Annotated in this window: 16 protein-coding genes; 7 read left to right on the forward strand and 9 right to left on the reverse strand. The window is 64.9% G+C overall.

Annotated features, from left to right (window positions below; translation table 11 throughout):
• Positions 1–91: 91 nt before the first annotated feature.
• From ACN0S5_RS04845 to ACN0S5_RS04865, 5 genes are all read left to right on the forward strand, one after another.
• Positions 92–1726, forward strand: a complete 1635-nt coding sequence (locus ACN0S5_RS04845) for a long-chain fatty acid--CoA ligase (RefSeq protein WP_417206477.1) — start codon at positions 92–94, stop codon at positions 1724–1726.
• On the forward strand, positions 1716–2153 hold the full coding sequence (locus ACN0S5_RS04850; protein WP_417206479.1) for a MaoC family dehydratase: 438 nt from the start codon (positions 1716–1718) through the stop codon (positions 2151–2153). The genes ACN0S5_RS04845 and ACN0S5_RS04850 overlap by 11 nt, the downstream gene beginning before the upstream one ends.
• A 95-nt stretch (positions 2154–2248) precedes the next feature.
• The gene (locus tag ACN0S5_RS04855; protein WP_417206481.1) at positions 2249–3484 is read left to right on the forward strand and encodes an acyl-CoA dehydrogenase family protein; all 1236 of its coding nucleotides are present in this window, start codon (positions 2249–2251) and stop codon (positions 3482–3484) included.
• Positions 3485–3537: 53 nt separating this feature from the next.
• Positions 3538–4560: a phosphotransferase family protein gene (locus ACN0S5_RS04860; RefSeq protein ID WP_417206483.1), complete on the forward strand. Its 1023-nt coding sequence runs from the start codon at positions 3538–3540 to the stop codon at positions 4558–4560.
• Positions 4553–4954: a PaaI family thioesterase gene (locus tag ACN0S5_RS04865; RefSeq protein WP_417206485.1), complete on the forward strand. Its 402-nt coding sequence runs from the start codon at positions 4553–4555 to the stop codon at positions 4952–4954. Before ACN0S5_RS04860 ends, ACN0S5_RS04865 begins: the two co-directional genes overlap by 8 nt.
• 141 nt (positions 4955–5095) lie before the next feature.
• Here ACN0S5_RS04865 and ACN0S5_RS04870 read toward each other — a convergent pair whose 3' ends face one another.
• From ACN0S5_RS04870 to ACN0S5_RS04910, 9 genes are all read right to left on the reverse strand, one after another.
• Positions 5096–5740 carry an HAD-IA family hydrolase gene (locus tag ACN0S5_RS04870; protein ID WP_417206487.1) on the reverse strand — a complete coding sequence of 215 codons (645 nt, stop codon included), beginning with the start codon at positions 5738–5740 and terminating at the stop codon, positions 5096–5098.
• Positions 5737–6426, reverse strand: a complete 690-nt coding sequence (gene rpe, locus ACN0S5_RS04875; protein WP_417206489.1) for a ribulose-phosphate 3-epimerase — start codon at positions 6424–6426, stop codon at positions 5737–5739. Before rpe ends, ACN0S5_RS04870 begins: the two co-directional genes overlap by 4 nt.
• Before the next feature lie 103 nt (positions 6427–6529).
• Complete coding sequence (locus ACN0S5_RS04880; protein WP_417206491.1) at positions 6530–7462, reverse strand: 2-hydroxyacid dehydrogenase; 933 nt, start codon at positions 7460–7462, stop codon at positions 6530–6532.
• A 63-nt stretch (positions 7463–7525) separates the two neighbouring features.
• Entirely contained in the window at positions 7526–8671 is a 1146-nt protein-coding gene (gene rodA / locus ACN0S5_RS04885; protein WP_417206492.1) for a rod shape-determining protein RodA, read from the reverse strand.
• On the reverse strand, positions 8668–10611 hold the full coding sequence (gene mrdA / locus ACN0S5_RS04890; protein WP_417206493.1) for a penicillin-binding protein 2: 1944 nt from the start codon (positions 10609–10611) through the stop codon (positions 8668–8670). Before mrdA ends, rodA begins: the two co-directional genes overlap by 4 nt.
• Complete coding sequence (locus tag ACN0S5_RS04895) at positions 10608–11147, reverse strand: rod shape-determining protein MreD (protein ID WP_417206495.1); 540 nt, start codon at positions 11145–11147, stop codon at positions 10608–10610. Before ACN0S5_RS04895 ends, mrdA begins: the two co-directional genes overlap by 4 nt.
• A complete protein-coding gene (gene mreC, locus ACN0S5_RS04900) occupies positions 11140–12072 on the reverse strand; it encodes a rod shape-determining protein MreC (protein ID WP_417206497.1) in 933 nt (310 codons plus the stop codon). The genes ACN0S5_RS04895 and mreC overlap by 8 nt, the downstream gene beginning before the upstream one ends.
• Before the next feature lie 113 nt (positions 12073–12185).
• Positions 12186–13232 (reverse strand): rod shape-determining protein, encoded by a 1047-nt coding sequence (locus tag ACN0S5_RS04905; RefSeq protein WP_089277421.1) that lies wholly within the window; start codon positions 13230–13232, stop codon positions 12186–12188.
• A 147-nt stretch (positions 13233–13379) separates the two neighbouring features.
• Entirely contained in the window at positions 13380–14216 is an 837-nt protein-coding gene (locus tag ACN0S5_RS04910; RefSeq protein ID WP_417206499.1) for a hypothetical protein, read from the reverse strand.
• A gap of 182 nt (positions 14217–14398) precedes the next feature.
• Here ACN0S5_RS04910 and ACN0S5_RS04915 point away from each other — a divergent pair, with 182 nt between their 5' ends.
• A complete protein-coding gene (locus tag ACN0S5_RS04915; RefSeq protein ID WP_323770468.1) occupies positions 14399–14803 on the forward strand; it encodes a hypothetical protein in 405 nt (134 codons plus the stop codon).
• 199 nt (positions 14804–15002) lie between these two features.
• Complete coding sequence (locus ACN0S5_RS04920) at positions 15003–17504, forward strand: GcvT family protein (protein WP_417206501.1); 2502 nt, start codon at positions 15003–15005, stop codon at positions 17502–17504.
• Positions 17505–17511: the final 7 nt, after the last annotated feature.

Raw genomic sequence — 17511 nt, forward strand, 5'->3', positions numbered from 1 at the left:
CCTTGCGTCACAATTCGGGAAAAACGGTTGCACGCGGGGCGCGCTCTCGCACAGTCTAGCGGGACGTTCGCTGACGGCAAGGGAGGGCTGGATGCAAGGTACGATGATGCACATGCCGCTGAGGATCATCGAGATTCTCGATTACGCGGCACAGGCGCACCCGGGGGCAGAGATCGTCTCGGTGCGCACCGAAGGCGACATTCACCGCGAAACCTATGCCCAGGCCTATGCCCGCGCGGCGCAACTGGCGCATGCGCTTGCGGGGCTGGGCGTAAAGCAGGGCGACAGGGTCGCAACGCTGGCGTGGAATGGCTATCGGCACTTTGAACTTTACTATGCTGTCTCTGGCATGGGAGCGATCTGTCATACGATCAACCCCCGTCTGTCAGCGGAACAGATGCTGTATATTATCGAACACGCTGGGGATGAGGTGCTGTGTGTCGACCTCACCTTTGTGCCGATCATCGAGGCGTTGGCGGACCAACTGCCAAAGGGGTTGAAACTGGTGGCGCTCACCGACCGGGCGCATATGCCGGACAGCGCGCTGGACTGGCTGTGCTATGAGGAGATGCTGGCAGGGCAGGCGCAGACCTTTGACTGGCCGCAGGTGTCCGAGGATGCGGCGGCGGGCCTGTGTTACACATCGGGCACCACCGGGCATCCCAAGGGCGCTTTGTATTCGCATCGCTCGACGGTGCTGCACGCGCTGTTCCTGTCGATCTCGGTGCCCCGGTCATTGCACGAGGGATCGCATATCCTGCCCGTGGTGCCGATGTTCCATGTCAACTCATGGGGGCTGCCCTATGCGGCACCGCTGGCCGGAGCGTCGCTGATCATGCCCGGCGGCAAGCTGGACGGGCCGTCGATCTTTGACCTGATGGAGAACGAGGGCGTCACCGCCGCCTGGGGTGTGCCGACGGTCTGGCTGGGCCTCAGGGCCGAGATCGAGGCGCGCGACGCCATGCCCTCTGCTCTCGATCAACTGGTGATCGGCGGATCGGCGGCACCGCGCCCGATGATCGAGTTCTTCGAGAAACGCGGCGTGGATGTCTGCCACGCCTGGGGCATGACAGAGATGAGCCCGGTGGGAACGCACGGGCAATTGTCCAAGTCCATGCTGGATCTGCCTTTCGAAGAGCGTATGGCCACCAAGGCCAAGCAGGGGCGTCGGGTGTTCGGGGTAGAGCTGAAGATTTCCGACGACAATGGTCGCGCCCTGCCGCAGGACGGTAAGTCGGTGGGAGAGCTTTATGTCCGCGGAAACACAGTGATTTCGGGCTATTTCAACAACGAGGACGCAACACAGGCGGCCTTTGATCCCGATGGCTGGTTCGGGACGGGCGATGTGGCCAGCATCGACCCGCAGGGGTTCTTGTACATACAGGACCGCGCCAAGGACCTGATCAAATCGGGTGGGGAGTGGATCAGTTCGCTGGATCTGGAAAACATCGCGATTGCCCATCCCAAGGTCGCCAACTGCGCGGTGATTGCGGTGCCGCATCCGAAATGGGATGAGCGGCCTTTGCTGGTGGTGGTGCCGCGGGATGCGGGCGACCCGCCCACGCTGGAGGAGATCCACGCAATGCTGTTGGAGCACATGGCGAAATGGCAGTTGCCCGATGCCATGGAGTTTGTCGAGGACCTGCCGCTGACGGCCACGGGCAAGGTGTCCAAGCTGACGCTGCGGCAGTGGTTTGCCGGTTACGTGTTGCCCGATGCTGGCTGATGATCTGCGTGACCTCGCCCCGCGCGAAAGCGCCTGGGTGACGCTGGACGCGGCGCGAGTCAAGACATTTGCCGATGCCACCGAGGACTGGCAGTTCATCCATCTTGATGAGGAACGGGCCGCGACAACCGCCTTTGGCGGCACCGTGGCGCATGGCTTTCTGACGCTGTCGATGTTGTCGATGATGTCCTATCAGGTGATGGAAGGTTTCCCCGGCATCCTGTCCAGTGTGAACTATGGCTTTGACCGCATCCGCTTTGTCTCACCCGTCCGGGTGGGGCACCGGGTGCGCGGGAGGTTTACGGTGGCCAGCGTCGACGAGGGCGATGGCTGGCTGGACGTGCATTGGGACGTAGAGGTCGAGATAGAGGGCGCGGCGCGCCCGGCGCTTGTGGCGAACTGGATCACACGGGTGTATTTGGGATGAGGCGCCGCCCGCGCGGATTTCGGCGCGACGCCCCACCCGCCCACCCGCGCGCGCCGAAATCCGCGCGGGCGGCTTGAGACCATCGAGGAGGGATCATGGATCTTGGAATGACGGAGCGGGTGAAACCGCTGGTGGCGCAGGTGCGCCGGATGATCGAGCAAGAGATCGCGCCGCTGGATGCGGAGTTTCACGCGCTTGTGGGCACGCATCCTTCGGGTGACAGGTTCAAACATGTGCCACGACAGCTGGAGATTCTGAACGGACTCAAGGCTTTGGCGAAAGAGCGCGGGTTGTGGAACTTCTGGTTGACCGGGTCGGACCGCGGCTATGGCCTGACGACCGTTGAATATGCCTATCTCGCCGAGGAGATGGGCAAGGTCGGCATTGCGGCGGAGGTGTTCAACTGCAATGCGCCCGACACCGGCAACATGGAGGTTCTGGAGCGTTACGGCGCGGACTGGATGAAGGACCGCTGGCTGACCCGGCTGCTGGAGGGCGAGATCCGCTCGGCCTATGTGATGACGGAGCCGGATGTCGCCTCGTCCGATGCCGCGCAACTGGCGTTTGAGGCCAAGAAGGACGGCGACACCTATGTTCTGAACGGTGAGAAATGGTGGATCAGCGGCGCGGGCGATCCGCGCTGTGGTCTGTATATCGTGATGGCCAACACCGACCCGGCGGCGGCGAAACATGCCCGCCACACGATGTTCGTGATGGATGCGGAGACACACGGCATCGAGGTGCTGCGCCCGATGCAGGTCTTTGGGCAGGACGACGCGCCGCACGGGCACATGCACCTGCGGTTCACCGATGTGCGCATCCCCGCGTCGCATGTCGTGCTGGGCGAGGCGCGCGGCTTTGAAGTGGCGCAGGGGCGGCTGGGGCCGGGGCGCATCCACCACTGCATGCGCGCCATCGGGCAGGCGGAAAAGGCGCTGGAGATGATGTGCCGGCGCGGGCTGTCGCGGGAGGCTTTTGGCAAGCGGATCGCCGAGCTTGGCGCGAACTACGACATCATCGCCAACGCCCGCATGGAGATCGAGATGGCGCGCCTGCTGTGCCTCAAGGCGGCGTGGATGATGGACACCGCGGGCGTGCGCGCGGCGCAGCCGTGGATTTCCAAGATCAAGGTGGTCGCGCCCCTGATGGCTGGAAAGGTCGTTGACGAGGCGATGCAGTTGCACGGCGCGGGGGGCATCAGTCAGGACTATGACCTTGCGTCCATGTGGACGCATATCCGCACGCTGCGCTTTGCCGACGGTCCCGATGCCGTCCACCGGCGGCAGGTGGCGCGGGCGGAGCTGCGCAAATACGCCAATGAGACGATCTGAGGTCAACCGCCGAAAGCGGGGTATTTTTACAGAGAAGAAACGAGGGGCGCGGTATGGACGGGGATGAGCTGGCGCGTGTGGCGGCGTGGATGGAGATCGCTGTAGATGGGTTTCAACCCCCTGTCAGCGCTGAGAAATTCGATGTCGGCCAATCCAACCCCACCTACCTGCTGCGCAGCCCCTCTGGCCGTTACGTGCTGCGGCGCAAGCCGCCGGGCACCTTGTTGAAATCCGCCCATGCGGTGGACCGGGAGTTCCGGGTGCAACGGGCGCTGGCGGCAACCTCGGTGCCGGTGCCGCGCATGTTGGCGCTGTGCGAGGACACCGGCGTTCTGGGGTCGATGTTCTACGTCATGGAGCACATCGACGGTCGCAATCTGGTCGATCCCTCGCTGCCCGGCGAGACCGCCGCCGGGCGGGCAGCGGTCATGGATGAGATGAACCGGGTTCTGGCCGCGATCCATGACGTCGACCTGTCGGCCGCCGGATTGGACGACTACGGCGCGCCGGGCAATTACCACACCCGCCAGTTGGGGCGCTGGACGAAGCAGTACCGGGCGTCGGAGACCGACGACCTGCGCGACATGGAAACGCTCATAACATGGCTGGGGGGGGCGTTGCCCGAAGACGACGGTCAGCGCACGCTGGTGCATGGCGATTACCGGATCGACAATATGCTGTTCGCTGTCGACGGGCCGCGCTGCCTTGCGGTGCTGGATTGGGAACTGTCGACGTTGGGCCATCCCTATGCGGATCTTGCGGGGGTGTTGATGCAGTGGCAACTGCCGCCGGGGGGCGAGGGGCGCGGGCTGGCCGGTGTGGACCGGGCGGCGCTGGGCCTGCCCTCGGACGAGGCGTTTGTTGCCGCCTATTGCGCAAGGCGGGGCATCGACGGGATCGAAGGTCTGGGCTTTTACGTGGCCTTTGCCTTTTTCCGCATGGCGGCGATCTTGCAGGGAGTCAAGAAACGCGCCCTTGACGGCAACGCGGCGAACCCGGAAAAGGCATTGAAACTGGGTGCTTACGTGCCCCGGTTTGCGCAATTGGGACTGGAGGCCCGGCACCGTTATGGATGAGGCGTTCCGCGAAGATCCCTATGCCTTTGCTGCCCATATCGGCATGGTCATGACCGAATGGCGCGCGGGATATGCCGCCTTTGATGTGCCGCTGGAGGCCTTTTTGATGAACCGGCATGGCAACCCGCATGGCGGCGTGCATGCCTCTTTGCTGGACACCGTCATGGGGTATGCCGGGTGCTGGACCGGCGATCCCGAGCGGCGGCAGATGTGCCTGACCCTGACCCTGAACGTGCAATACCTGTCGCGCCCGAAAGGCGTGGTGCTGACGGGCGAAGGGTGGAAGACCGGCGGCGGCAAAAGCACGTTTTTCGCCGAGGCGCAGATTGCCGATGAGACCGGTGAGTTGATCGCCAAGGGAACCGGTGTTTTCAAGTATCGGGGGCCAAGGTAACCCGGCTTGGGCGAATCATGGTTAATCTCCGGAAATTCAAGCCTTTTTCCGAGTCACATTCCCTGCACAACCGATGCACAAACCATGCACAGGGATGCGCTGGTTTGGCTGGTTAACGGGGCGTGCGCCGGGGGCGGGCGGTCAGCGATGCCGCCGCACCAGCTCTGGCAGGTCTGCGAAATCCGAAAACCGGGCGGTGTGGGGCAGCGCCTCGACCGGGGTCTTGCGGTAGCCTTCGGTGTAGAGCAGGAACGGCACCTTGCCGCGCTGCGCGGTTTCTGCATCGGTTTCGCTGTCGCCGACATAGAGCGCCGTTGCCGCCCCGTCGAGCGCGGCAAACAGCATCTCGGGGTCGGGTTTGCGGGTCGGCAGGCTGTCACCGCCGATCACGATGTCAAAGAACCCGTCCAGCCCGGTGTCGCGCAGGGCCGCGCGCGTGGCCTCTATCGGTTTGTTGGTGCAGAGCGTCAGGCGGATCCCCTGCGCCCTGAGAGCGGTCAGCGCCTCGCGCGCACCGGGATAGACCGAGGCCGGATCGGAGGGCGTGCCGACATAATGCGCCAAGGTGCGGCGCGACAGGTCGGGGTGATGGGACTGCGGCGCGCCGATGTGGTCCAGCACCTGTTCCAGCAGGATCGGCAGGCCGCGCCCGACAAAGCCCTGAGTGTCGTCGCGGCTGACGGGGGGCAGGTGCATCTCTTCCAGCGCGCGCGAGACGCCGTGATGGATATGCCCGACGCTGTCGATCAGGGTGCCGTCGAGGTCAAAGGCGATGGTGAGGCTCATGCGACAAGCGTGGTGGCGGCCATGCGGATGGCGCGGATATTGTCACCGTAGGGCGCGGGGGTCTCGACCGAGCCACCCTTGAACACCGCAGAGCCGGCGACCAGCACGTCGGCGCCCGCGTCTACCACCAGAGGCGCGGTGTCCGGTGTCACGCCGCCGTCGATCTCGATATGGATGGGGCGGTCGCCGATCATGGCGCGCAGGGTGCGCACCTTGTCGGTCATGTCGATGAACTTTTGCCCGCCGAAGCCGGGGTTCACGGTCATCACACAGACAAGATCGGCCAGATCCAGCAGGTGTTCGACGGCCTGCGCCGGGGTGCCGGGATTCAGCGCCACACCCGCCTTCATCCCGGCGGCGCGGATCGCTTGCAGGGTGCGGTGGGTGTGCGGTCCGGCCTCGACATGGGCGGTCAGGATATCGGTGCCCGCGTCGGCGTAGGCGTCGATGTAGGGATCGACCGGTGCGATCATCAGGTGCACGTCCATGACCGTCTTGACGTGTTTGCGGAAGGCTTTGACGGCAGGCGGGCCGAAGGTGAGGTTGGGAACGAAATGCCCGTCCATCACGTCGACATGTATCCAGTCGGCGCCCTGCGCCTCGATCGCCTGAATCTCGCGCCCGAAGTCGGCGAAATCGGCAGAGAGGATCGAGGGGGCGATTTTCACGGAGCGGTCAAAGGGCATGGGGGCATCCTCGGGTTCGTGGTCACGCGCCCCGGACCTGATCCGGGGCCTCTGGCTTGTGGCGGCTGCGCGGTCCCGGGTCAAGCCCGCGACAGGAGGCACGTCAGTATCCGGCGCTGCGGTCCACCACATGTAACAGCGGGGCGCCGGTCTCATTGCGGCGGATGTTGTCGGCAATGACCCGTGCGGCGGTTTCCGGCCGGGTGGTGGAGGCGATGTGCGGGGTCACGGTGACCTTTGGGTGGGTCCAGTAGGCGTGATCGTCGGGCAGCGGTTCGGTGCGGAACACATCCAGCGTGGCGTGGCCGATCTGTCCGCTGTCCAGCGCCGCCAGCAGCGCGTCGTCGTCGATCAGCGGGCCGCGTCCGGGGTTCAGGAGCATCGCGCCGGGGGCCATCAGAGCCAGCGTTTCGGCGTTGATCACATCGGCTGTGGCGGGCGTGTCGGGCAACAGCAGAATGACGATCTGCGCATCGCTCAGCGCCGCGCGCAGGCCTTCTTCCCCGGCAAAGGTGGTGATGCCGGGCAGGGTCTTGGGCGATCTGCTCCACCCGCTGACGGGAAATCCCAGCGCGGTCAGGGCGCGGGCGCAGGCCTGCCCCAGCGCGCCGAGGCCAAGGAGGGTGACGGGGCGGTCTGCCGACAGCGGCGGCGGGGTTGCGTCCCATGTCCGGTCCGGGTTCACGATATGCGCATCCATGCCCAGATGATGGCGCAGGGTGTGGCCGGTGACCCATTCCACCATGCCCTGCGTCAGCCCGTCTTCGTCGACCATGCGGGTCAGCGGGGCCGTCAGGGTGGCGTTGCTCACGACCCCTTCGACCCCGGCCCAGAGGTTCATCACCGCCTTCAGCCGGGTGTAGGGGGTGAAATCCTGCACGTCCGCGTTGGGGGCGTAGACGATATAGTCGACCTCTTCGGGCGCAAAGGCGGTGCCCAGTGCATAGGGCAGGCCGGTGGCGTCGAGCGCGGCGCCGAGGGGGGCCTTGTAGTCGTCCCAGCTTTCAGAGCGGGCGGCAAAAAGGATGTTGGGCATGCGGCGGACTCCCTGACTGTGTCGCCGCCTGCTTAGACGAGGATGCCGGGAAAGGGAACGCGGTCAGGCCTGTCTTGGCCGATGGATATGCGCGCTTTGCACCATGCCAAAGGCCAGCATCAGCACCAGCATCGCCGAGCCGCCATAGCTGACCATCGGCAGCGGCACGCCTACAACCGGCGCCAGCCCCATGACCATCGACATGTTCACGGCGAAGAACAGGAAAAAGGTCAGCCCGACGCCAAGGATCAACAGCGATGAGAACCGGTCCCGGTTCTGGACCGCCGCAACGATGCAGAACAGCAGGATCAGCACATAGAGCGCCAGCAGGGACACGCCGCCGACAAAGCCGAATTCCTCGGCCAGCGTGTTGAAGATAAAGTCGGTGTGCTTTTCCGGCAGGAAGTTCAGCCGCGACTGGGTGCCTTGCATAAAGCCGCGCCCGGTCCAGCCGCCGGACCCCATGGCGATCTTGGCCTGCGTGATGTGATAGCCCGCGCCCAGCGGGTCGGACGACGGATCAAGGAAAGTGTCGATGCGGCGGAACTGGTAATCCTCCAGCATCTGCCAATCCGTGCCGCGCGACTGGAACACCGCCCAGATGCCGCCGCCCGCCGCGCCCAGAACGGTGGCGAAATAAAGCCAGTGCACACCGGCGAGGAACATCATCAACGCGCCCGCCGTCATCAGCAGGATGGCCGTGCCAAGGTCGGGCTGGGTCAGAACCAGCCCGGTGGGCAGCAGGATGATGACGATCGGGATCAGCACCCACAAGGGGCGCGAGGTCCGGTTGAGCGGCAGGCGGTCGTAATAGGCGGCCAGCAGCATGACCATGGCGATTTTCATGACCTCGGAGGGTTGCAGCCGCATAAAGCCAAGGTCGATCCAGCGCTGTGCCCCCATGCCGACGGCCCCGAACAATTCGACCATGACCAGCAGGCCCAGCGATCCGATATAGGCCACCAGCGCCATGTTGCGCCAGAAATAGATCGGCACCATGGCCACGATGAACATCAGCGCCAGACCCAGACCGAACCGTTTGATCTGCGGTTCGGCCCATGGGCTGAAAGAGCCGCCCGCAACCGAATACAGCATCAGAAAGCCGACACCGGCCACCGCCCCCAGCAGCACCACCAGCGGCCAGTTCAGATACAAAATCTTGCGCCAGCCGGTCGGGACCGTCTTTACGTTGTACTCAAGATAGGTCACGCGCTGTCGCTCCCGCCGGTGCGGCGCTGGGCGCGCTCCCGCGCCAGCCGTTCCTGCTGCGCCTTGACGCGGCGGCGGTCAGCGGTGGGGTAGGCCTCCAGCGGGGGATCCTCGCCATAGAGCGCCTGTAGCGTGATATCGCGGGCGATGGGGGCGGCGGCGGTGCTGCCGCCGCCGCCGTGTTCGACCACCACCGACACCGCGATGCGCGGATTGTCGAACGGCGCGAAGTTGACGAACAGCGCGTGGTCGCGGCGGTCCCAGGGCAGATCGTCGTTCGAGGTCACACCGCGCGCGCGTTCTGCGGCGGTGATGTTGCGGACCTGACTGGTGCCGGTCTTGCCCGCCATGCGCAGCCCCTCGGCCACGATCCGCGAGCGGTAGGCAGTGCCGTGGCGGTGGTTCGACACGGCAAACATGGCGCGCCGCACCTGCAACAGGTGGTTGGGGTTCAGGCCAAGGTCCGGCGCGGTGCGGCGCGGGGTTTCAATCCCGCCCAAGCTTTTGACAAGGCGCGGCGTGATCGCGCGCCCGGTGGCGATGCGGGCGGACATGACCGCAAGCTGCAAGGGAGAGGCGAGCACAAAGCCCTGACCGATGGCGGCGTTGACGGAATCGCCGATCACCCAGTCCGCGCCGCGTTCGCGCAGTTTCCACGCCTTGTCGGGGACCAGCCCGCTGGTCACGGCCGACATCGGGATGTCATGCGCCTCGCCCATGCCCAGCTTGCGCGCCATGGCGGCAATGCGTTCGATGCCGACCTTCAGCGCCAGTTCATAGTAGTAGACGTCACAGCTTTCGCGCAGGCTCTGTTCAAGGGTCATGTGGCCGTGGCCGACGCGTTTCCAGCAGTGGAACTTGCGTCCGCCGACCTCCAGATGGCCGGGGCACCAGACCGTGTCGTCCGGTGTCATCAGGCCCGCGTCCATCGCCGCAAGCGCCGTGACCATCTTGAAGGTGGAGCCGGGCGGATAGGCGTCCTGCACCGTCTTGGAGGCCAGCGGGCGGTGGTCGTTGTCGCGCAACTCACCGTAATCCTTGACGGAAATGCCCCGCACGAATTTATTGGGATCGTAAGACGGCGCCGAGGCGATGGCCAGCAGATCGCCGTGTTCCAGATCCATCACGACAACTGAGGCGCTGTCCGGCCCCAGCCGCGCCTGCACGTAGTCCTGCAAGGCGGTGTCGACGGTCAGTTGCAGATCGGCCCCGGCCACGCCTTCGCGGCGGTCAAGCTCGCGCATGACGCGGCCCACGGCGTTGACCTCCACCCGCTTGGCCCCGGCGCTGCCGCGCAGCTTTTCTTCATACTTCGCCTCGACCCCGACCTTGCCGATCTGAAAGCGCGGGATGCGCAGCACCGGCGGCGGGTCCTCGTAGCGGCCCAGATCACGTTCCGAGACCGGACCGACGTAGCCCGCCACATGGGCGTAAAGATCGCGGCTGGGATAAAACCGGCTGAGGCCGACCTCGGTTGTGACGCCGGGCAGCGCAGGTGCGTTGACGGCGACGCGGCTGATGTCCTCCCATGTGACGCGGTCGGCCACGGTGACGGGAAAGAAGGGCGGCGTGCGCTCCATCTCTGCCAGGGCGCGGTTGAGGTCGTCCTCGTCCAGTTCGACCAGTTGGCCCAGACGGCGGATGACCGTGGCCACGTCGCCCGCGTCCTCCCGCGTCAGGGTGATGCGGTAGGTCTGTTCGTTTTCGGCGATGACCCGGCCTTCACGGTCAAAGATCCGGCCGCGGCCGGGCGGAATCAGCCGGATGTTGATGCGGTTCTCTTCCGCGAGCAGGCGGAATTCATCGGCCTGATCCACCTGCATGTGGCGCATCCGCAGCGCCAGAACACCGGCAAAGACCATCTGGCTGCCGCCAAGGATCAGCCCGCGCCGGGTGATCCGGCGGGCGCTTTCCTGGGTTTCGCGTGGCGTGCGTCTCATAGCGGGCGTCCCGTGTGGTCATATTCTCCGGGCGCGCTGCGGCGCACGCCCAGAGCCAGATAGCTGACCGCGGCGATCAGCGGGTAGATCGCCACCGTCATACCATATTGCATCACCCATAGAGAAAGCATTCCCGGCGTCACGATCAAGACCGCCAGAATGACGCGGTAGATCACGGTGATGACAAACAGCCCGGTGGCGGCGGTGATCCACTCCGCCGCAAAGGTGTTTTCGCGCACCTGCCGTCCGCGCACCTTGAGCCATTCGGAGGCCAGCAGCACCAGCAGCGCCCAGAGTCCGGGCGGCCGGTGGAACAGGAAATCCGCCAGCAGCATCACCCCGGCCACCGACAGCATGGGCACATAGTCGGGGCGGCGCAGCGCCCAGGCAAAGGTGAGCGCGGTCAGCACATCCGGTCCGGCAATGCGCGAGGGCATGATCTGCAAGGGCAGCAGGTGAAAGAAGAAGATCACCAGCGCGAGACCGAAGTAGGTCGCCCGCATGGTCCAGAGCCGTGCGGGGCTGTTGTCAGCCATCCCCGGCGCCCTCCGGGGCCGCGTCCGGGGCGGACGACACCGGCGGACCACCGGCATCGGGCAGGTTCTCGGGCAGGATCAGCGAGGAGGGCGACTCGACCCGGCGGGTGCCGTGGTCGCGCAACACGCGCAGGAATTCCAACCGTTCGTAATCGGCCGCCAGCCGGACGCGCAGGCGGCCGCCCGGATCCTCGGCCACCTGCCCGATCAGCAGGCCGGGGGGAAATACCTCACCGTCGCCGGTGGTCACGATCCGGTCGCCGGGGCGGACCAGATCGGGGTTTTCCAGAAAGTCGATGGGCGGGGCAGAGGTGTTGTCGCCGGCGATCAGCGCACGCTGGCCCGACGGTTGGATTTCCGCCGGAATGCGGCTGGTGGCGTCGGTCAGCAGGATCACGCGGCTGGTGTTCGCGCCGACACCGGACACGCGCCCGACAAGGCCGATGCCGTCCATCGTGGCCCAGCCGTCGACGATCCCGTCGCGTGAGCCCACGTTGATCAGCACCGATTGCCGAAACGGCGAGCCGCTGTCGGCCAGAACAACGGCGGTGATAAAGGTCAGGCGCGGGTCCAGCCGGACGTTGTTGAGATCGCGCAGGCGGGCGTTTTCCTGCTCCAGTTGCAGCGCCGCCTCTTTCCAGGCGGTCATCTTGCGCAGCTCGCGGCGCAGTTCCTCGTTCTGTTCGTAGAGCCGCTGATAGCTCTGGAAATCGCGCACCAGCCGGACAGAGGCGGTGACCGGGGCCATCGCCCAGTCCATGCGCGGCACCACCGCATCCACCACCTGCGCGCGAAACCGTTCGACGCGCGGGCTGTCGATCCGCCACAGCAGGAACACGCCGGTCAGGACAAGGGCAAGCACAACCAGAAGCAACCGCCTGAGCGGGCCGGTGAAATCGTCCTGTGCATTGCGGTCGCTGGCCAAGGGTCCCTCGCATCGGGTTTGGCGGATAATACAGGATGCCTTGGATCAGATACAGCGGGGGGATGGCGGGAAACGATTTTTCGCCGAAAAATCGCCTCACCCGCAGGCTGTTCTCAGCTGTCGTAATCGATGGCGTGGCGCAGTTGCTTTTCGTATTCCAGTGCCTTGCCGGTGCCCAGCGCCACGCAGTTCAGCGACTCGTCGGCGATGGAGACCGCCAGTCCGGTCTGTTCGCGCAGCGCCAGATCCAGATCGCCCAGCAGCGCGCCGCCCCCGGTCAGCATCACGCCGCGGTCGACGATGTCGGCGGCAAGATCCGGCGGGGTGGCCTCCAGCGCGGTCATCACCGCTTCGCAGATCGCCTGCACCGGTTCGCTCAACGCCTCGGCCACCTGGGCCTGACTGATCTCTGTTTCCTTGGGCACACCGTTCAGCAGGTCGCGGCCACGGATCTGCATGGATGAGCCACGCCCGTCGTCGGGCATCCGCGCGGTGCCGATCGAGGTCTTGATCCGCTCGGCGGTGGATTCACCGACCAGCAGGTTTTGCTGGCGGCGCAGGTAGTTGATGATCGCCTCGTCCATGCGATCCCCCCCGACGCGGACGGAGCGCGCATAGACGATGTCGCCCAGCGACAGCACCGCGACCTCGGTTGTGCCGCCGCCGATGTCGACGACCATGTTGCCGGTGGGATCGGTGATCGGCATGCCCGCGCCGATGGCCGCCGCGATGGGTTCCGCGATCAGGCCCGCCTTGCGCGCCCCCGCGCTGAGCACCGACTGGCGGATGGCGCGTTTTTCCACCGGGGTGGCGCCATGCGGCACGCAGACAATGATCTTGGGCTTGGAGAACGTGGATCGGCGGTGAACCTTGCGGATGAATTCCTTGATCATCGCCTCGGCGGTGTCGAAATCCGCGATCACGCCCTCGCGCATCGGGCGGATTGCCTCGATGCTGCCCGGTGTGCGTCCCAGCATCAGTTTGGCGTCTTCACCGACGGCGAGGACTTTCTTGACGCCATCCTTGATGTGGTAGGCAACGACGGAGGGCTCGGACAGAACAATCCCTTTTCCCTTGACGTAGACCAGCGTGTTCGCAGTCCCAAGGTCGATGGCCATGTCCGAAGAGAACAGGCCAAGGAGTTTATCCATGCCAAACATTTTGTTATTGCCCCATTGCCTCATTGGCCCGCGACTCTTCCAGTCCGGGCCAGCGCTCTTATAGGCCTGAGGGGGTTGATGCGGAAGGGGGGCGGGGCGGCAAATCAGCGGGGAATTGCCACATGCCGCCGCTGCAACAGAACAAAGTCAATCCAGAGCGCGATTTACCCAGACTGACACCGGCGTCACCGGCCCTGCTTTGGGCAAGGCCAGCGCCATCTTGGCGGGCAGCGCGCGGGGCATTTCGCCTTCCGGTGGGGCCGAGAGGCCGCGAATGCCCCTCAGATCGACAGTTTGAAAGAAGCGTTCGATATGATGATCCGGCGCGCGGGCCGTGACTTTCAGGTCAAACGCCCCAAGCCGTGCCACGAAGACGCGCAGACGATGCGGCCTGTGGCCGTTGTCGGCCATCACGATGGGGTCGCGCAGCTCGACCCAGCGGACTCCCTGATAGGTTGCGTGTTTGTTGCGCGGGTCGGCAAGGTCAGCAGGGCGCTTCACCGCCTCCGCGACCGGGGGCCGGGCGGGTTGCACGATGCGGCTGGCCGGGTCATCGACCTCCAGTCCGATCATGCCGTGATCATTGATGTAGACCATCGAAGTATTGGCCGGAAACGCCGCCCCCAGTGCCTTGTCGGTCCGGTCGCCTCCGGAAGGGTGGGGCAGGGGTCCGGTCGCCCGCAGGCGGTCGCGGTCAAAGGCAAGGGACTGTTCGCGACTGTACAGAAAGTCTTTGTGGGCTGCGCGCCGGGGTTCTGCGGTCCAGCCGGCCGGGGCCGGGGGCATCGCCGCCGCCACATCAGAGCGCCCGCGCGGCACCAGCCCAACACGTCCAGCGGTGTCGGTAACCCGCGCCATCAGGGTCTGGACATAGTGCGGCGCGCCAAAACCGGCACCTGTCCGCGCCCACTGGCTGGCATAGTCGGCAAGAAAGACGCCGAAACCGGCCAGCGCGAGCAGGCGGATTGTCTTTGCGAAAGACATCAAGAACTCCTGTACAACCTATGCCTGCGGTCCTGACGCTGGTTAGCGGCAGGACTTGGGCAGAGAGGCGACAAATTCGCGAAACCATCGACCCGCACCGCCCTTCAAAAACGTTTGACAGGTCACAGATGGCGGGCGGAAGGTGAGGTCAGGTATTTCGACAAAAAGCGAGAGGACTCTCCATGAAACGATTTTTGACAATGATCCTTGCCAGCCTGATTGCCAGCCAGGCGGTGGCCGATTCCTGCTGGGACCACAACGGTTCAGTCATGCGTTTGCAGGCGCAGGGCAACAACCGATGGCTCAGCTATGAGACCACGCCGCACAGCTGGCAGTGGCCCGCAGGCGTGCGCCCCGGCACGTTGTTGTTCAACGGCGTCAAGAACGGCAACTGGTACTCAGGCACCGCGCGGGTGTTTTCCAGCGCCTGCCCCGGCAGCCCAAGTGAATACCACGTCGAAGGGCCGGTCGCGCCCAACCAGTTGCGCGTTCAGGTCAGCGGCAACCGTCAGGTCTTTCAAAACTGCCAGCCCACCGGCCAGTGGAAGACCGACACGCTGGTCTTTACCTATCTCTACGACTGCTGAGCGCATCAGATCGGCCCCGCCTGCGGGGCCCGGATCGCCGCGAAACAGCGGTACGCCCCCGATGCCCGGTCATTTTTCGCCCGTCGCCCCGTGCCTTGGCCGGGGCGGCGTCGTTTTCCCCACCTGAGATGTCGGGCGCGCGCGGCGCGGTTTTGCGCGGCGCGCTATGCAGATTTTCAAAGAACGGGAGAGTCGTGCCATGAAGACCCATGTCAAAGCTTTGGTTGTCGGCGGCGGTGCCGTCGGTACCTCGATTGCCTATCATCTGGCCAAGGCGGGCTGGGACGATGTGATGCTGCTGGAACGCGATGAACTGACGTCCGGCAGCACATGGCATGCCGCCGGTCTGCTGCCCTATTTCAACATGTCCTTCGCCACCACGCATATCCACGACTACTCGATCCGGTTCTACAAGACGCTGGAGGAAGAGACCGGGCTGAACGCGGGCTTTTCCGTGGTTGGCAACCTGCGCATGGCCCAGACGCAAGAGCGCATGGACGAATACATGCTTTATGCCTCGACTGCCGAGACCTGCGGGGTGCCCTATGAGTGGATGACGCCCGCGCAGATCAAGGAGCGGTGGCCGCTGATCAACACAGAGGATCTGAAAGGCGCGCTTTACCACCCGACCGATGGCTACATTAACCCCGCCGATGTCACGATGGCGATGGCCAAGGGCGCGCGCCAGCGCGGCGTGATGATTGAACGCAAGTGGCAGGTCGATGGCTATGCGTGGACCGGGTCCGAGTGGCAGGTCACCATCACCAAGATGGTCGAAAAGGGCGGCAACCTTGTCCCCAGTGACGAGCAGAAGGTGATCACGGCTGAGCACGTGGTCACCGCCACGGGCAACCACGCGCAGCGCACGGCGCAGTTGCTGGGGATCAAGATCCCGGCGATTCCGGTGGAACATCAGTTCATCGTGATGGAACAGGACCCGGCGCTGGTGGAGTTCCGCAAGACCAACCCGGAGCACCCGGTGATCCGCGACGCCGACGCGCAATCCTATGTGCGCGAAGAGCGCGGCGGCTGGATTCTGGGCGTCTATGAGAAAAACGCGCCCGCGCGCTTTGCCTATGGTGTGCCGGACAGTTTCCGCGCCGATCTGTTCCAGCTCGATCTGGAGCGGATCGAAGCGCAGTATATGGCGATGATCCACCGGGTGCCGTCCTGTGAGACCTGCGGGCTCAAGGACGATTTCAACGGTCCGATCTGCTACACGCCCGACGGCAACCCGCTGCTGGGTCCCGCGCCGGGGCTGCGCAACATGTGGCTGGCCGAAGGGTTCTCTTTCGGGATCACCGCCGCCGGTGGCACCGGGCATTACCTTGCGCAACTGATGGTTCAGGGAGAGGCCGAGATCGACATGGCCAGCCTCGACCCCAAGCGGTTCGGCGGGTGGATGACCACCGAATACGCCAGCCGCAAGAACGAAGAAGCCTACGAGCACGTCTACATCCTGCACCACCCGGATGAAGAGCGCCCCGCCTGCCGTCCGCTGCGCACGGCACCCGCCTATGATCGGCAAAAGGCGCTGGGCGCGCAGTTTGGCTGTGTGAACGGCTGGGAGCGGCCCAACTACTATGGCCCGCTGGATGCGCCGGACAGCTTCGACCACGATGCGCGGTCGTTCCGCCGTGGCGGCTGGTGGCAACATGCGGTGGACGAGGCCAAGGCCGTGCGGGAGGGCGTGGGCCTGATCGATGCCACCGCCTTTACCAAACATATCGTCGAAGGGCCGGGGGCCACCGCCTTTCTGGACTGGTTCACCTGCAACAAGCTGCCAAAGGTCGGTCGCATCAACCTGACCTATGCGCTGACCGGACATGGCACCACCCGCACCGAATACACCATCGTGCGGCTGGCTGAGGACAGGTATTACCTTGTCTCCGCCGGGGCTTGGACGGCCTACGACAGCGATTTCCTGCAAAAGGCGATTGCGGACAAGCGGGCCGAATTTGGCTGGATCTCCTGCCATGACGTCACGACGCAATGGGGTGTCTTTGCCATTGCCGGGCCGAAATCGCGCGATGTCCTCAAGGAGATCGTCAAGGATGCCGACCCGGACACCGTGCTGAGCAACAAACGGTTCCCGTGGCTGACCATGCGCAACATCGAACTGGGCATGGTGCCGGTCATGGCGATCCGCGTGGCCTATACCGGTGAGCTGGGCTGGGAGCTGCATCACCCCATCGAGATGCAGAACAACCTGTGGGACCAGTTGGTCGGCGCTGGCGACAAGCACGGGATGAAGCTGGTCGGCGCGCGGGCGCAGAACTGGCTGCGGCAGGAAAAATCCTACCGCGCCTTCGGCAACGAACTGGGCCGCGATGCCACCCCGCTGGAGGCGGATCTGCCGCGCTTTGTCGATCTGTCCAAGGCGTTCCATGGCAAGGCCAAGCTGGAGGAAACCGGTATCCGCTCCAAATGCGTGACCCTGCTGATCGACGGCCCGGCCGATGCCGATCCGTGGGGCCGTGAGGCGCTGTATGCCGCTGACGGCACCCGCGTCGGGCGGCTGACCTCGGGCGGGTATTCCGTCCACTTCGGCAAGAGCATCGGCATGGGCTATGTCAAACCGGAACACGCGGTCGAAGGCACGGCGCTGAAGGTCAAGATGCTGGACCAGCTTTGGGACGCCACCGTGACCCATGACAGCCCCTATGACCCCAAGAACGAGGTGATCCGCAAGGATGGCTAAGGCGCGG

It is taken from the genome of Antarctobacter sp., from assembly GCF_048262615.1.
GTDB lineage: Bacteria > Pseudomonadota > Alphaproteobacteria > Rhodobacterales > Rhodobacteraceae > Antarctobacter.

Bases quoted from the DNA above. Each gene is read 5' to 3' on its own strand.
- ACN0S5_RS04845 (WP_417206477.1), top strand. From the start codon at position 92: ATGCAAGGTACGATGATGCACATGCCGCTGAGGATCATCGAGATTCTC.
- ACN0S5_RS04850 (WP_417206479.1), top strand. From the start codon at position 1,716: ATGCTGGCTGATGATCTGCGTGACCTCGCCCCGCGCGAAAGCGCCTGG.
- ACN0S5_RS04855 (WP_417206481.1), top strand. From the start codon at position 2,249: ATGGATCTTGGAATGACGGAGCGGGTGAAACCGCTGGTGGCGCAGGTG.
- ACN0S5_RS04860 (WP_417206483.1), top strand. From the start codon at position 3,538: ATGGACGGGGATGAGCTGGCGCGTGTGGCGGCGTGGATGGAGATCGCT.
- ACN0S5_RS04865 (WP_417206485.1), top strand. From the start codon at position 4,553: ATGGATGAGGCGTTCCGCGAAGATCCCTATGCCTTTGCTGCCCATATC.
- ACN0S5_RS04870 (WP_417206487.1), bottom strand. From the start codon at position 5,740: ATGAGCCTCACCATCGCCTTTGACCTCGACGGCACCCTGATCGACAGC.
- rpe (WP_417206489.1), bottom strand. From the start codon at position 6,426: ATGCCCTTTGACCGCTCCGTGAAAATCGCCCCCTCGATCCTCTCTGCC.
- ACN0S5_RS04880 (WP_417206491.1), bottom strand. From the start codon at position 7,462: ATGCCCAACATCCTTTTTGCCGCCCGCTCTGAAAGCTGGGACGACTAC.
- mrdA (WP_417206493.1), bottom strand. From the start codon at position 10,611: ATGAGACGCACGCCACGCGAAACCCAGGAAAGCGCCCGCCGGATCACC.
- ACN0S5_RS04895 (WP_417206495.1), bottom strand. From the start codon at position 11,147: ATGGCTGACAACAGCCCCGCACGGCTCTGGACCATGCGGGCGACCTAC.
- ACN0S5_RS04905 (WP_089277421.1), bottom strand. From the start codon at position 13,232: ATGTTTGGCATGGATAAACTCCTTGGCCTGTTCTCTTCGGACATGGCC.
- ACN0S5_RS04910 (WP_417206499.1), bottom strand. From the start codon at position 14,216: ATGTCTTTCGCAAAGACAATCCGCCTGCTCGCGCTGGCCGGTTTCGGC.
- ACN0S5_RS04915 (WP_323770468.1), top strand. From the start codon at position 14,399: ATGAAACGATTTTTGACAATGATCCTTGCCAGCCTGATTGCCAGCCAG.
- ACN0S5_RS04920 (WP_417206501.1), top strand. From the start codon at position 15,003: ATGAAGACCCATGTCAAAGCTTTGGTTGTCGGCGGCGGTGCCGTCGGT.